The 13,869-nt window shown below is 36.5% G+C and carries 11 protein-coding genes; 10 read left to right on the top strand and 1 reads right to left on the bottom strand.

From position 1 onward, the window contains the following. Positions 1-48: 48 nt before the first annotated feature. The gene (locus ACM5QX_RS28630) at positions 49-1,029 is read right to left on the bottom strand and encodes an NACHT domain-containing protein (protein ID WP_414756607.1); all 981 of its coding nucleotides are present in this window, start codon (positions 1,027-1,029) and stop codon (positions 49-51) included. 361 nt (positions 1,030-1,390) lie between these two features. On the opposite strand from ACM5QX_RS28630, the gene ACM5QX_RS28625 reads away from it, so the two are divergent. The 10 genes from ACM5QX_RS28625 (at position 1,391) to ACM5QX_RS28580 (ending at position 13,852) form a co-directional block, all read left to right on the top strand. Beyond that, positions 1,391-1,618: a helix-turn-helix domain-containing protein gene (locus ACM5QX_RS28625; protein ID WP_414756606.1), complete on the top strand. Its 228-nt coding sequence runs from the start codon at positions 1,391-1,393 to the stop codon at positions 1,616-1,618. Next, positions 1,608-2,204 (top strand): helix-turn-helix domain-containing protein, encoded by a 597-nt coding sequence (locus ACM5QX_RS28620; RefSeq protein ID WP_414756605.1) that lies wholly within the window; start codon positions 1,608-1,610, stop codon positions 2,202-2,204. Before ACM5QX_RS28625 ends, ACM5QX_RS28620 begins: the two co-directional genes overlap by 11 nt. 151 nt (positions 2,205-2,355) lie before the next feature. Continuing rightward, positions 2,356-3,273: a hypothetical protein gene (locus tag ACM5QX_RS28615; RefSeq protein ID WP_414756604.1), complete on the top strand. Its 918-nt coding sequence runs from the start codon at positions 2,356-2,358 to the stop codon at positions 3,271-3,273. A 279-nt stretch (positions 3,274-3,552) separates the two neighbouring features. Next, positions 3,553-4,569: a hypothetical protein gene (locus ACM5QX_RS28610; RefSeq protein ID WP_414756603.1), complete on the top strand. Its 1,017-nt coding sequence runs from the start codon at positions 3,553-3,555 to the stop codon at positions 4,567-4,569. 22 nt (positions 4,570-4,591) lie between these two features. Further along, the gene (locus ACM5QX_RS28605; protein WP_414756602.1) at positions 4,592-6,991 is read left to right on the top strand and encodes a dynamin family protein; all 2,400 of its coding nucleotides are present in this window, start codon (positions 4,592-4,594) and stop codon (positions 6,989-6,991) included. A 67-nt stretch (positions 6,992-7,058) separates the two neighbouring features. After that, the gene (locus tag ACM5QX_RS28600; protein ID WP_414756601.1) at positions 7,059-7,370 is read left to right on the top strand and encodes a hypothetical protein; all 312 of its coding nucleotides are present in this window, start codon (positions 7,059-7,061) and stop codon (positions 7,368-7,370) included. Between the two features lie 250 nt (positions 7,371-7,620). Beyond that, positions 7,621-8,001 carry a hypothetical protein gene (locus tag ACM5QX_RS28595; RefSeq protein ID WP_414756600.1) on the top strand — a complete coding sequence of 127 codons (381 nt, stop codon included), beginning with the start codon at positions 7,621-7,623 and terminating at the stop codon, positions 7,999-8,001. A 556-nt stretch (positions 8,002-8,557) separates the two neighbouring features. Further along, positions 8,558-10,123, top strand: a complete 1,566-nt coding sequence (locus ACM5QX_RS28590) for an NACHT domain protein (protein WP_414756599.1) — start codon at positions 8,558-8,560, stop codon at positions 10,121-10,123. Position 10,124: 1 nt separating this feature from the next. After that, on the top strand, positions 10,125-12,770 hold the full coding sequence (locus tag ACM5QX_RS28585) for a WD40 repeat domain-containing protein (RefSeq protein WP_414756598.1): 2,646 nt from the start codon (positions 10,125-10,127) through the stop codon (positions 12,768-12,770). Next, entirely contained in the window at positions 12,767-13,852 is a 1,086-nt protein-coding gene (locus tag ACM5QX_RS28580) for an AAA family ATPase (RefSeq protein WP_414756597.1), read from the top strand. The genes ACM5QX_RS28585 and ACM5QX_RS28580 overlap by 4 nt, the downstream gene beginning before the upstream one ends. Positions 13,853-13,869 lie beyond the last annotated feature (17 nt).

Below are 13,869 nucleotides of genomic sequence, written 5' to 3'. Positions count from 1 at the left end.
ATAATTCTTGTTGTAGCGTCTAATTTTATTATCACTACATATTTACCACTACCTAATTATTAACTGATTCTGAGGATATGTACGAACAAACCGTTTAATATGTTTAGAAATTTCTTGTCCTTCTGCTCCTACTACTTCATCCAAACCGTCTAGTAATAACAATAGTCTACCTTGGGTTAATATTAATTCAGTCTCAACATCAGACATTCTTAAATAGGAAGTTAAAAAATGCTCTAAATAATAATTATATTTAAAGCCATCTTCTATAAATTCTTGAAGCTTAATCAAGACAGGAATTCGATGTGTTTGCAATCTACCTTCATTACATTCAGTGACAATACGTTGTAAATAAGTTGTCTTACCAGAACCAGGTTTTCCTAATACCATTAAGTTGGTATTTTTATTCAGTGCTTTTAATCCAGACACTCGTTGCTGCTGCTTGCCTAAACCCATACGAGCAAAACTATGATGACTGGAATATTCTTGAACACTAGCTTTAAAATCCTGCCACAAATCATCTATTTCTGATTTACGACTGCTGGTCACTTCTTCCAGGATATTCACATCAACAAACACTTCTCCCAAATCTACCCGGTAATCAACACCTAACAGTGGCATTTTTCCATGCAAACGATGAATGTCATCATGCAGCCGCTTACGTACTTCTTGCACTAGAATATCTATTGATTTTGTATCAGTTAATGCCGAAAAAGACAGTGATGGCACACAAAGCAAAGGACGCAAATTGTCAATATGTTGTTTTACATCCACACTACCTTGAGATCGAACATATTCCAATAATGCCCATAGTGCTTGTTTTCCTGGTGAGATTTCGCCATAATCTACAAGCTTACACAACATATCAGGAATAAAACTGGCCACAGCACCACTCCAATTAATATGTTGCAATACTGGCGTATCAGTACCTAAAGCTAAAACTAAAAAAGGGCGACGGTTTCTCTCATCTTCTAAAAAGGGTATAAGTATAGTTACTATCTCATGTAAAGTTTCAGGCTTCAGCTTTAACATTATTGAATGCCATAATTGATATTTACTATGAAGTAGACATTTCCGCTCATTTGTCCAACGTTTACTGTATCAGCATTAATCAAACCACCAGCAACTGGGCATTACGTAAGTCATTATTGTTGACTTGCTTTGGTTCTTGTGAGTCAGGCATGGGTTAAGTCTAGTAGTTTTTAGATTTTATGTTGTAAATATAGCTTTAGTACCAGTGTTTGATGATACTTGTTAAGTTTGCGACTTAATTCAGTATCCAGAAGACTTATTTAGGTTTTTAGTTAACTGTATAGTAGCAATTATCTTATAATAGTGTTAACTACTTTGTAATAACAATTAATTTTGAATATAAAAATGGCAATCTTAAGATATGCCCATGAGAAACCGGATTAAGGAATTTGTTGACAGTAAAGGGATGAGTGTTTATCAGTTCTGGCAGGAAACTGGTATCAGTAGGACTACTGCATATAGTTTGTACAATAATGCTGCTCAGTATCCTGCTAGAGACGTTATGGATGCGATTTGCACCCGATACGGAATACAACCAGCTATTTTGCTGAAATGGATACCAAATGAGGAATTAAAGAATGGCAATTAATCCTGCAACTATAGATCCTCTTGCTTTACCTTCTGTGTCTCTTCAGGAGCGATCGCAGCTACCAACAACGCCTTGTATTTACTTTGCTATCGATTCTCAAGGTGTAGTGCAATACATTGGACAAACTAAAAATCCTCGGAAACGTTGGCTATCCCATCATAAAGGAGTTGACATAGCAATGCTGGGTGAAATCAGAATTTCATATTTGCATTGTGATCCAGATTTACTCCCCATCGTGGAGAATGCTTTAATTGCTTGGTTTAATCCACCTTTGAACCGAGGAGCAAAAAGACGAGGAAAACCAGAAAAAACCAAAATTATTATTGAAGTGGAGTTTACTGGTATCGGAACTGCTTTGAAAAAGGCAAGAGAAGCTGCGGGGATGAGTTTAACCGTAGCTGGTGATTACGCCGGAATGAGCGGGGCAAATTTTAATAGAATTGAGAATGAGGATACAAAGGGTGTACCTTTAGACACCCTCATCAGGGCAGCCAATGCTGTAGGGTTGGATTTAAAAGAGTGCTTAGGTGAGTGGATTCAGCATATTCCTGGGGTTAATTTAACAGAAAGTTCTAATGGCGATTAACCCTCAGACTATTAATCCTCTTATCCTACCTTCAGCTTTTCCAAAAAAGCCATGCCTGCGGTGGGCTATGACGGAGCAGTTATCAACTACTTCCAAAGTCTACGTTTTAATTGACTCTGAAAAAATATTGTTGAACTAAAGAGGTGGAATAATGGCTAAACCACCTTCTAGACGCAACAAAGCCACCTCTGCCGCATCTACCGATTCAACTTCAGCAGCTAACTCTGCAAACGAGGATATCTCCCAGCAAGTAGATCCAAGTTCAGCAACAATTACAGTTAGTGCTGTTGAAGTAACAGAGTTGACCCAAGAGGAGCAAAGCGATCGCCTACTCCTGGAGCGGAAAGTAGAACGGGCGTTTTTTGAGGCAGGTAAAGCACTGGCAGAATTGCGCGATCGTCGGCTTTACCGTTCAAGTCACCGCACGTTTGAGGAATACTGCCGCGATCGCTTTGGCCATAGTCGTCGCCAGTCTTATCTTTTAATGGATGCGGCTGTTGTTTTTGATAACTTGGTTGAAATTTGTGATCAATTTGATCACAAATTGCCCACAGCAGAGGGACAAGTTCGACCCATGACAAAGCTTGAACCCCAGGAACAGCAAGAAGTGTGGCTAAAGGCAGTAGAACTTGCTGGTGGTAAAGTACCGACTGGTCGCATCGTTAAAGATGTGGTGCAACGCATTATGGAAAGCAGTAAAGCCCCCAATCCTTACCGTGTTGGCGAGGTCTGTCAATTCGTTGTCAAGGATAATCCTGATTTACGCGGTATGGGTAGCTGTTGGTGCATAGTTACTCATGTAGGAGAGTTTAGCTGCACAGTCACAGCGTGGAATGGGGAATACACTGTGAGAATCGACCACCTCAAGCCGTTGAACTATTCGGATGCGGAATGTCAGCAGATGCGGGGGATATGCGATCGCATCCATAGGTTACGGGAGTGTGAGAACTTAGAAGAGGCGGCCGGTGCTGTGTTGAAGCACTTGGGGGAGGGGAAGCGCCCGTATTTGACTGCGTTTGAGGAAGAACTTTTGAGTTTTTTGGAAGCTAAATGTTCATTACAGTTATGACTCATGCCCACAAAACTGTAACAAGTGGTTCAAAAGATGCTGCACAGTTTGGTTGCTAAATCAATCGCAAAATTTATAAGAATTACCATATAAAAGTTGCTACGTTTTAAATTTGATAAATACCAATTATTACGTAGCTTTGCTTTGTTATCTTAATTGTAAATGCACTTAACATTCATAGTATCTTGATAAAACCATTGTTTTTAACCAAAGATAATTGGGAATAGTAAGAATAACCTAGTGCCGTATTTAGTCGATAGCTAAGGAAAGCAATAATTTATGACGGATGATTCCCACCGTAATTCTGCTGTTAATGCAGCTGCCACAACTAAGATTCAGCACGCTCAATTACAGGACTTACCTTTGAGTGCAGCACGCAGAATGTATAAAGGTGGGATTAGGGCTGGCGAACCGATAAGAACTAGGGTGGAGGCTCAACAAATGTTAGAGAAGATTCCTCCTTCTGGGCGTGCAGGTGTTGATGGTAAATCTGCGACTAGTAATGTTGAGCAGTACCTATCAGATAAACACGCCAGCCATATCAAGCCTCATAGCAAGGGTGGATCTAATAATCCCAACAATATAAGGTGGGAGAACGGCAAAGACAACATGGCCCGTGGTGATAAAACCATGACTTGGCAAGAAAAGGTAAGACTAGATACCAAATGGCATTTTGATAACCTCACAGGTGCTGTTAAAGTAGGTATTCAAGCTGCACCTATGGGGGCTGCTGTGGGTGCAATGACATCTCTGCCGTTTTCGTTGTTAACAAATGGACTGTGCGTAGTACGAGGTGAAATCTCTGCACAAGAAGCAGCTACGGCAACATTAAAAGATACTGTCATGGGCGGTGCAGTTGGAGGTGCAACAGCATTTGCAACTGCAACAGTAGCAGCAGCTTGTCCACCGATAGCGATCGCACTAACAACAGTAGCACCTGCATTAGCTGTTGTTGGTGCTACGGGTATGGTCTACGAATTTTTCCAAATCCTTGATAACCATAAACAAGCTGTAAAAGCTTATTACGAATCTTTAACCCAGCAAGAATTGGAGCATTTGCAAGCAATCGAAGACGAATTGATTTATGAACACAAGAAAAATTTAGAGTTCTTGTCCCAAGCAGAAGCAATAAATCGAGAAATTACGACTCGTCCAATCGCATCGGGTATAGAGGGGGCTATACATCGGTTAAGTGAATCAGTTGCAATTGCTCAATCTTTGGGACTCACATCCGCAGATAGTAAATTGCTTCCAGATTCTTACCTGCTCGGTATTGCCTCAGAAAATAAAAAGTAAATTTTAAAATTTTATAGTTGTTATGCTTCCTTTTATCGTTGGCGCTCTTGGATTAGCTGTTGGAGCAGCTGTTGGTGCTTTTACTACTCATGCTGTTGGAGAAAAAGATAGGCAAACTGCTAAACATCATAAGGAGGTAGCAAATGAATTAGCTGAAAAATATACAAACTTAGAGCAAAAATACTATGAGCTTGACCGTATAAGCAAAAACCAGATTAGTAATTTAACTCGCCAGCACGCCTTAGATGAAGTAGAAAAAGATTTTTTACGTCTAGCACTTAGATTACAGAATAGTTTAATCTCTCTCATGTGGGCTATTGATAGAGAACCCACAGAAGCTGCTTTGAAAGAATTTTCCAACGCAGTGAAGTTTACCAATAATGTTCTTTACCAAATCAATGAAGATTTAATATTTGTCCCTATTGATTACTATGCACGTAATCTTACGGCTGCTGTTCAACAAGAAATGATTTTAAATAAAGTGAGTAATCAAAGTATATTAAATCTAACTAATCATAAATTACCTAAATTTACGTCTTTAGTAGAAAACCAACTAATTGAAGAATCACAGATAAACATGACAACAAATTTGAAGGATAGAAATCAAGCTTCTCTAGAATTTCAAGAATACTACAATAGAATTAAAACTACGGGTGATAAATTTTTAAACTACTTGAAAGAACTACGTAATGAACGACTTGAAGGTGAAAATGATGCTCAAGGATTGCAACGTATTGAAGAAAATATAGAAAAAGCTTTAAAAGCATTAATAGAGCAAAAATACCAAGTTGCTGTAGTTGCAGCAATGAAGGCTGGTAAAAGTACATTCTTGAATGCTGTAATAGGTGCAGATGTCTTAGCAAGCGAAGTAGAAGCTTGTACGGTTTGTCGTACAGATATACGTCCAATTGATGCAGGTCAAACTCCCCGGCTTTTAGAGTATCAAGCAGGTAAACGAGAACCTGTAGTTTTAATAGAAGGTGAAGCAACCGAAATTAGACAGAAATTTTTAGAGCGTACCCATGAAATTCGGGCTAAAAGTAATGAAGATAATACGACACGCTTTGAATTAGAACATCATATTGAAGCTATTAGTATAATGCCATCACTGGCAGGCTTTACATTAGTTGATACTCCTGGCCCTAATGAATGGGAATCTGCGTCATTTAACACAACTGTCTTAAAACAGACGGCTCTGGAAGCCCTTAGAACCTGTGACGCTATATTATTTATATTAGATTACACAGCATTTAAAGCCGATACGAATTTAGAATTACTTCAAGAATTAATAGGAAAACGCAAGGAATTTATAGCAGAAAACACAGGTAAAATTTATTTTGTTCTGAACAAGGTAGACAGAAAAGCAGAGAGAGACAGTCCGATCACAGATGTTATAGCATCCTTAAGAAAAAGCTTAATTGAATTTGGTATTCCCGAACCGATTATTTATCCAGTTAGTGGGTGGCAAGGTTTATTATCTAAGCTGATTCAACAGGGTAAAGCAACAGATACTCATGTTAAAGATTTTGAAACCTTCTTCAGTGCTAGATATGCTGAAAGGGATGATAGAGGAAGACTTATCATTCCCTTACCAGAAGAAGTTGCACTACAAGCTTTAAATGATAGTGGTCTTCTAAAAATTCAAGAAACAGTAATCCAAACCATTACTCAAAATTCTGGTTGGCATCTGTTAAGTGATGTTTTAGATGAACTATATAAAGCAGCTAAAGCTATTGATGATATATTTATTACGGAGATTGGAGCTTGGCAGCTAGAATTTAACGAGCTTATACAAAAAATAGAAGAATACAAAAAAGATGCTGATTTAGCTCAAAGTAAAGTGTTAAGTATAAAAAAGTCTGTAGAGGCACAAAAAAAGATACTAATCACTACCTTTAGCCATGAGATTAATAAATTTGCCGAAACTGCTAAAAAGCAGATATCTTCAGAAATTGACAGAGTTGCAAAAAAACAATCTCAAAAAGATTTAAAACGCAAAAATACTCAAAATCTTTTCACCATAATATGGGATAGCTTTAGTTCTTTACTGGAAAACTCTACAAACTCAGACCCTTACAAAATTAGGGTTAAGAATAAAACTGATGCAGAGAAAATAGGTAAAACTATTAATAATTACTGTAGCCCAATTATCCAAAACTTTTGGTTAGAGACTCAAGATAAATTAGTCAGGGAAGGGTCTAAGATTCGTGAAGAGTTGGTTCAGAAGATAAAAGAAGAAATACAAGTTGTTTCTGATGAGCTTTCTGATGCTATTAGAGATGAATTACAGATAGAAATAGGTAATAATCCTATCCAATTTCCTAGTTTTGATTTTTCTGGTATTGATGCAAAAATTCAACATCAACAAGAAGTATTTACAAGAACTAGAAAAGAGTCTAGAAAAAAAAAGTCGATGCTGTAAATCAGATAAAGTCTATGAAGTAGATGTTCCTTATCAAGAAACATTATCTTTTTACGAAATTGATTTATTGCTAACTTCGCAAGGGATTCAGCAAAGTATTGATTCACAAGTTCAGAGGAATTTAGAATTATTGCAACGTGTTATTGAAAAACAAATTTCTGAAGATTTTCGTAAGGGTGAAAAGCAAATTGATGACTATATTAACAGGTTTCAATCTGAATTTGAATATTTAATTAAAGAACGAGTGATGAAGGAAGTACAAGCTGATGAAATTATTGCTGATTTAGAAACTCAAAGAATTGAAGTTAATGAATACCTTCATGAATTAACCTTAATTCGAGAACTGCTCGATAATTGTAAACCAACTATTGTTAATTGACAGTAACAGTCTTACTAACGGAACTGAAACAAAAAAAGAGAGTAAAAGAGGTTATGAGGCAGATATAGCATAGCTTTCAGTTCCATAACTAACCCCAGAAGAACAGAGCGATCGTTTTTTGTTTGAGTTTAAGCGCCACCCAAAGTGCAAAAAATACTAACATGACGGATAAATTTTATAGGCTATCAGGGAACTATATGAGCTAATCAATAGTCATAAATAGTATAAATTAGCACTATGTATTTTAGCTATGATCAAACATTTATTAGCTGCTTCTTTGATTATATTGGGAACTCCTACATTATCACAAGCAGAAACAATCTTAGTAGGTTTTACTAGTACAGGTCAGAAGCTATACTTAAACACTGATTCAGTACGCTTTGATCGCAAAGAGGCTGCTGTGACTTTTCAATACTTCATAGGTAATACATCTCGAAAATCCAAGCGTATAGCTTTTACTTCCTATTGCCAGGATAAAAATCTTAGCTCTATCTTCTGGGTTACAAAGAATGCAGCAGGAGAATGGATGAAGATATGGGCAAACTCTCCAGGATCAGCCAGGTTACTAGAGCTAGTTTGTGAGATCGAAGATTACAATCACGCCGCAGCTTTGGAAAAAGCAGGAATGTGATTTCAGCTTGTAACTTGTCCAACTTCTCCTTCCAAAATCTGTCCAAAATCTTCTTCAATTTACAAAATGCTTGATAAGGCAATAGCTCAACAAGTTGAAATTTCACTAACTCCCCATCAGGGATTGAAACAACTCAAAAGGAGCGATCGCTCTGATTAGCCCAGAAAAATTTAGATTAAGCGTAACCAAATATCCTAACTAACGTAGCAAGGGAGGGTATTGGGCTATTGTCACGGCAGTCAATAATTTCAGTTGCACTGTCAGAATTTGGGAATGGTGAATGCAGGGAACACTAAAAAATAAATATATTCCAAATTGACGGTTGATCAGGTGCGCTAATTATGAATATTTTATTGGTATAGCTAGGTTTTATGGCACTGACGCATTCTACATTTTGGGTGTTTTTTTATTTGGAAGTCCTTTATGGCGCTACTACTAAATTTTTAAGTGTTTACACTTAGATAATTTTATCAACTTGTATAATTTATTTAATAAATGCTATATAATTTGGTTTAATGCTACTCGTAAACAAAATAGTAAATTTTTGGCAATAAGCATGATAGAGTTCGCTGCTATAACTTCCGTGATTACTAAATATGCTCCTAAAGCTAGCCAACTAATCATTAAACAAGCTCAAAAAAACGAAGCTGTTATCAAAGTTTTACAGGAATTACAACTAAATCCTACCCAAATTCCTGATGATGTTGATACTGTTTATGTTTATACTTTGGTAAAGTATGGTGTATTTAAGCATGAAGCGATTATAAATTTGTTCAGAGAGAGAGCAATTAAAGATTATTTTTGGGATGCTTACACTTCAAATTCCCCCTTTCATTTTGTAGAAAATACAAGAAAATATCTAAATCAGAATATTGAATTAAAAACACAGATAATTAATGTAAAAGTTAATATTTTGGGTGAGTTAGAAGAGTTTGGTGAAGCTTTTATTGCAGTTGCTAAACAAACTAAAGCTTCAAAATACCAGCCTTATCCAGATTGGAATTTAGATGTTTATCCGAAAGAGTTTAAAGCCTTAATATTTGAAAAAACTCGCTTATTTTGCGGTCGTGATTTTGTTTTTAAGGCTATTCAAAATTTCATAAATACTCAAACTAAGGGTTATTTTAGTGTGATTGGGGATGCAGGCATGGGTAAAAGTGCCATTGCAGCTAAATACGTTTTAGCTGGTAAATTTCCTTGTTACTTCAATGTTTTTGCAGAAGGACGCAATAACCCGGAAAAGTTTTTAGCCAGTATTCGTCAACAATTAATTAAGCGTTATTCCCTACAAAATATAGATGACGCTGATTTAAGAAGTTTACTACAAAAAGCTAGTGAACAACTAAAAGGACAAAAACTTTTAATTGTTATTGATGCACTAGATGAAGTAGAACAAGAAGGAAAGGGTAACTTTTTAGACTTACCACAGAATCTTCCTGATGGAGTCTATTTTCTACTAACCAGAAGACTTTATAATCAAGAAACAAAACGTTTAACTTTATCTCCAGATACTCCTGTAGATGAACTAGATTTAACAAAGGGAAATTATACAGCTTTGAGTCAAGAAGATGTAAAAGAATATATCCATTTATTTATCAAAAACGATAATAAAGTGAAAAACTGGATTAATTCTCGCAATATTTCTGAGGATAAGTTTACTAAAGAAATAGCTGTTAAAAGTGAAAATAATTTCATGTATTTACGCTATCTATTACCTGGTATTTCTGAAGGTAAATATAATGATTTAACTTTAAAGGGATTGCCACAAGGTCTTCAAGACTATTATACGACTCATTGGAATCGGATGGGGATGGATAATGAATCCAATGAAAAGAAGGTAAAGATACTATATATATTGGTAGAGAGAGGTGAGCCAATATCTATAAATATGATTGCGGAAATTCTTGATGAGGATGAATATGAGGTAAAAGAAGTTTTAAATGATTGGGTTGAGTATGTAACACAGACAATCAATGAAGAAGAACAAAAAACTTACTATAATATTTATCATCGGAGCTTTCTAGAATTTCTTAAAGGACAAGATAAACTAGGTAAAAGTCGAAAACTGTTTAAAGAAGTCAATAAAAGTATGGCTAATTATATGCTGAAAGAGATGGCATAAAATGATGGAAATTGCTACTAAGTTAGCCTCAAAATCTGCCGAATTTAAAAATTTGTTTTTAGCTCAATTTCCACAACAACAATTAAAAGCAGGAAGCTCGAAAAATTATTATCAGACTCTAACAAATTTTGATTTTATTTTTCTGAAAATTCAACATCCTAAATTGGGAATAGAAACCTTGATTAGGGATTACTCTTTGATTGATGATCCAGAGATATTGGAGAGCATAGAGGAAGAAGATAAACTTTACGCCGAACAAATCAAAATCCTGAAATTAATTCAACACACCCTACAGTTATCAGCCCATATTTTGAATCAAGACCCAAATCAATTAGTAGGACAGTTATGGGGAAGGTTGCAGAGTTTTCTCGAACCAAAAATTCAGAAAATATTGGCAGATGCAGTACAAAGTAAAAGTGAAAATCCCCAACTTTACCCGATGACAGCCAGTTTAACCAGTCCAGGGGGAAACCTACTGCGTACTCTCAAAGGCCATAAAGACTCGGTAAATGCAGTAGCAATCACCCCAGATAGTCAAACAGCCGTTTCTGCTTCAAAGGACAATACTTTGAAACTGTGGAATTTATGGACGGGAGAGGAAATTTTTACCCTGAAAGGACATAAAGACTCGGTAAATGCAGTAGCAATTACCCCGGATGGAAGAACAGTCGTTTCTGCTTCTAGTGATAACACACTGAAACTGTGGGATTTGGAAACGGGAAGAGAAATCTCTACCTTGCGAGGACATAAAGACTCGGTAAATAGAGTAGCAATTACCTCGGATGGAAAAACAGCCGTTTCTGTTTCTAATAGTCTGGAATTGTGGACTTTGAAGCTATGGGATTTGGAGACGGGGAGGGAAATTTCTACCTTGAGAGGACATAAAGACTCGGTAAATGGAGTAGCAATTACCCCGAATGGAAAAAAAGCCGTTTCTGTTTCTAGTGATAACACACTGAAACTGTGGGATTTAGAGACAGAAAGAGATTTTTCTTCCCTAAGAAGTCATCTCAAAATTTTGAAGCTATGGGATTTGGAGACGGGGAGGGAAATTTCTACCTTGAGAGGACATAAAGACTCGGTAAATGGAGTAGCAATTACCCCGAATGGAAAAAAAGCCGTTTCTGTTTCTAGTGATAACACACTGAAACTGTGGGATTTAGAGACAGAAAGAGATTTTTCTTCCCTAAGAAGTCATCTCAAAATTTTGAAGCTATGGGATTTGGAGACGGGGAGGGAAATTTCTACCTTGAGAGGACATAAAGACTCGGTAAATGGAGTAGCAATTACCCCGGATGGAAAAACAGTTGTTTCTGCTTCTAGCGATAACACACTGAAACTGTGGGATTTGGAGACGGGAAAGGAAATTTTTACTTTAAGAGGTCATAACGACTCGGTAACAGCAATAGCAATTACCTCAGATGGAAAAACAGTCGTTTCTGCTTCTAGTGATAACACACTGAAACTGTGGGATTTGAAAACGGGAAGGGAAATCTCTACCTTGAGAGGTCATAATAATCCGGTAACAGCAGTAACAATTACCCCAGATGGAAAAACAATTGTTTCTGTGTCTAATAACCTCAAACTGTGGGATTTAGAGACAAGAAAGGAAATCTCTACCCTGAAAGGTCATAATAACTCAGTAACAGCAGTAGCGATCGCCCCAGATGGTCAAACAGCCGTTTCTGCTTCTAGTGACAACACCCTGAAACTGTGGACATTAAAACTGTGGACATTAAAACTGTGGAATACGGAGACGAAAAGGCAAATCTTTACCCTGAGAGGTCATAATAACTCAGTAAAAGCAGTAGCCATCACACCAGATGGAAAAAAAGCCGTTTCTGTTTCTAATAACTTGAAATTGTGGAATTTGAAAACAGGATGGCAAATCTCTACTCTGAGATGTCATAGAGGTTTAATAAATGGAGTAGCTATCACACCAGATAGTAAGAGCGTGGTTTCTGGTTCTGCTGACAAAACCCTAAAACTATGGAATTTGGAGACAGGAAAGGAAATCTTTACTTTGAGAGGACATAAAGACTCGGTAAATGGAGTAGCTATCACACCAGATGGTAAGAGTGCTGTTTCTGGCTCTGCTGACAACACCCTGAAACTATGGGATTTGGAGACAGGAAAGGAAATCTTTACTTTGAGAGGACATAAAGACTCGGTAAATGGAGTAGCTATCACACCAGATGGTAAGAGTGCTGTTTCTGGCTCTGCTGACAACACCCTGAAACTATGGGATTTGGAGACAGGAAAGGAAATCTTTACTTTGAGAGGACATAAAGACTCGGTAAATGGAGTAGCTATCACACCAGATGGTAAGAGTGCTGTTTCTGGCTCTGCTGACAACACCCTGAAACTATGGGATTTGCAGATAGGAAAGGAAATCTCTACGTTTACTGGTCATAAAGACTCGGTAAATGCAGTAGTGATTGCACTAGATGGTAAGAGTGCTGTTTCTGTTTCTAGTGACAATACTCTTAAACTATGGGATTTGGAGACAGAAAGGCAAATCTCTACTTTTACTGGTGAAAGTCCTATATATTGCTGTGTATTTTCTCCAGATGATCTGACAATTGTAGCAGGAGAACAATCAGGACGTGTTCATTTTCTCTGTTTAAAAGGAAATTTTTTGAAATGAAATCTATTACTCCTAATCCAATCAATTTCCCCAGATATCCCTTAAAGTTTGAACAAATAATTACTACCAAAAATCATAATTTTGTTGGTCGTGAATTTGTATTTCATGCTATCAACAACTTTCTTCATCAATCTGACAGGGGCTACTTTACTATTATCGGTGAGCCTGGTATTGGTAAAAGTGCAATTCTTGCTCATTATGTCACCCAAAATCCCGGTGTTGTTTATTACAATGTAGAAATTGTAGGGGAAAATAACGCTGAAGAATTTCTCAGCATGATTTGCACTCAATTAATAGAAATTGCCCAAAATCAAGGTAGTGAAGACCCAACTGTCAACTTTTCTAATTTTACCAACCAAAACAGTGATATTTTCTTGTTATTACTGCAACAAATTAGTGATAAATTGCATCCAGAACAACGTTTAATTATCACTATTGATGGTTGCGATATGATTGATGTTAAAAATCAGGTACGTGGCTCAAATATCTTCTATTTACCTCGCTATTTGCCAGAAAAAGTTTATTTTATTCTTGCTCGTCGCCCTTTTCTAAAAGATAAATCAGGATTATTAACTGAAACTCCGACGCAATCTTTAGATTTATCAAACTATATTGAAGAAAATCGTGCTGATGCTCAAGAATATATTAAAATTTATTTAAATTACCATAGTAATATTAAAGGAGATCAATTATTAACAAAAATTGGTGAGAATGAAATAAATTTTATGTATATTAACGAAATGTTAACAGCAACAAATGATCAGATTTACTCTGATAACTTACAAAAATACTATCAAAATCATTTTAAAAAGATGAATTTATTGGTTATTAAACAGCAAACAATAGCTTTAGATGTCTTAAATATGTTAGTTCAAGAGCAATCAATCTCAACAGAAGTGATAGCAGCCAAATTAGATATAGATGAATATGAAATCAAAGTGATTTTAGATAAGTGGCGAGAATTTTTGCATTTAGAATTAAGAGTGGCAAAAATTTACTATAGAGTTTATCATTCTAATTTTCATGATTGGTTAAGGCAACAAACTGAAGGGGTGACAAAGAGGCTGAAGCTCAGGAAATAGAAGAGTGTGACTGTTTT

Source organism: Anabaena sp. CCY 9910, assembly GCF_963920875.1.
In the GTDB taxonomy this organism is placed as follows: domain Bacteria; phylum Cyanobacteriota; class Cyanobacteriia; order Cyanobacteriales; family Nostocaceae; genus Trichormus; species Trichormus variabilis.
The sequence above is the reverse complement of the archived record's forward strand: the minus strand, read 5'-3'. Positions and strand labels throughout refer to the sequence as shown.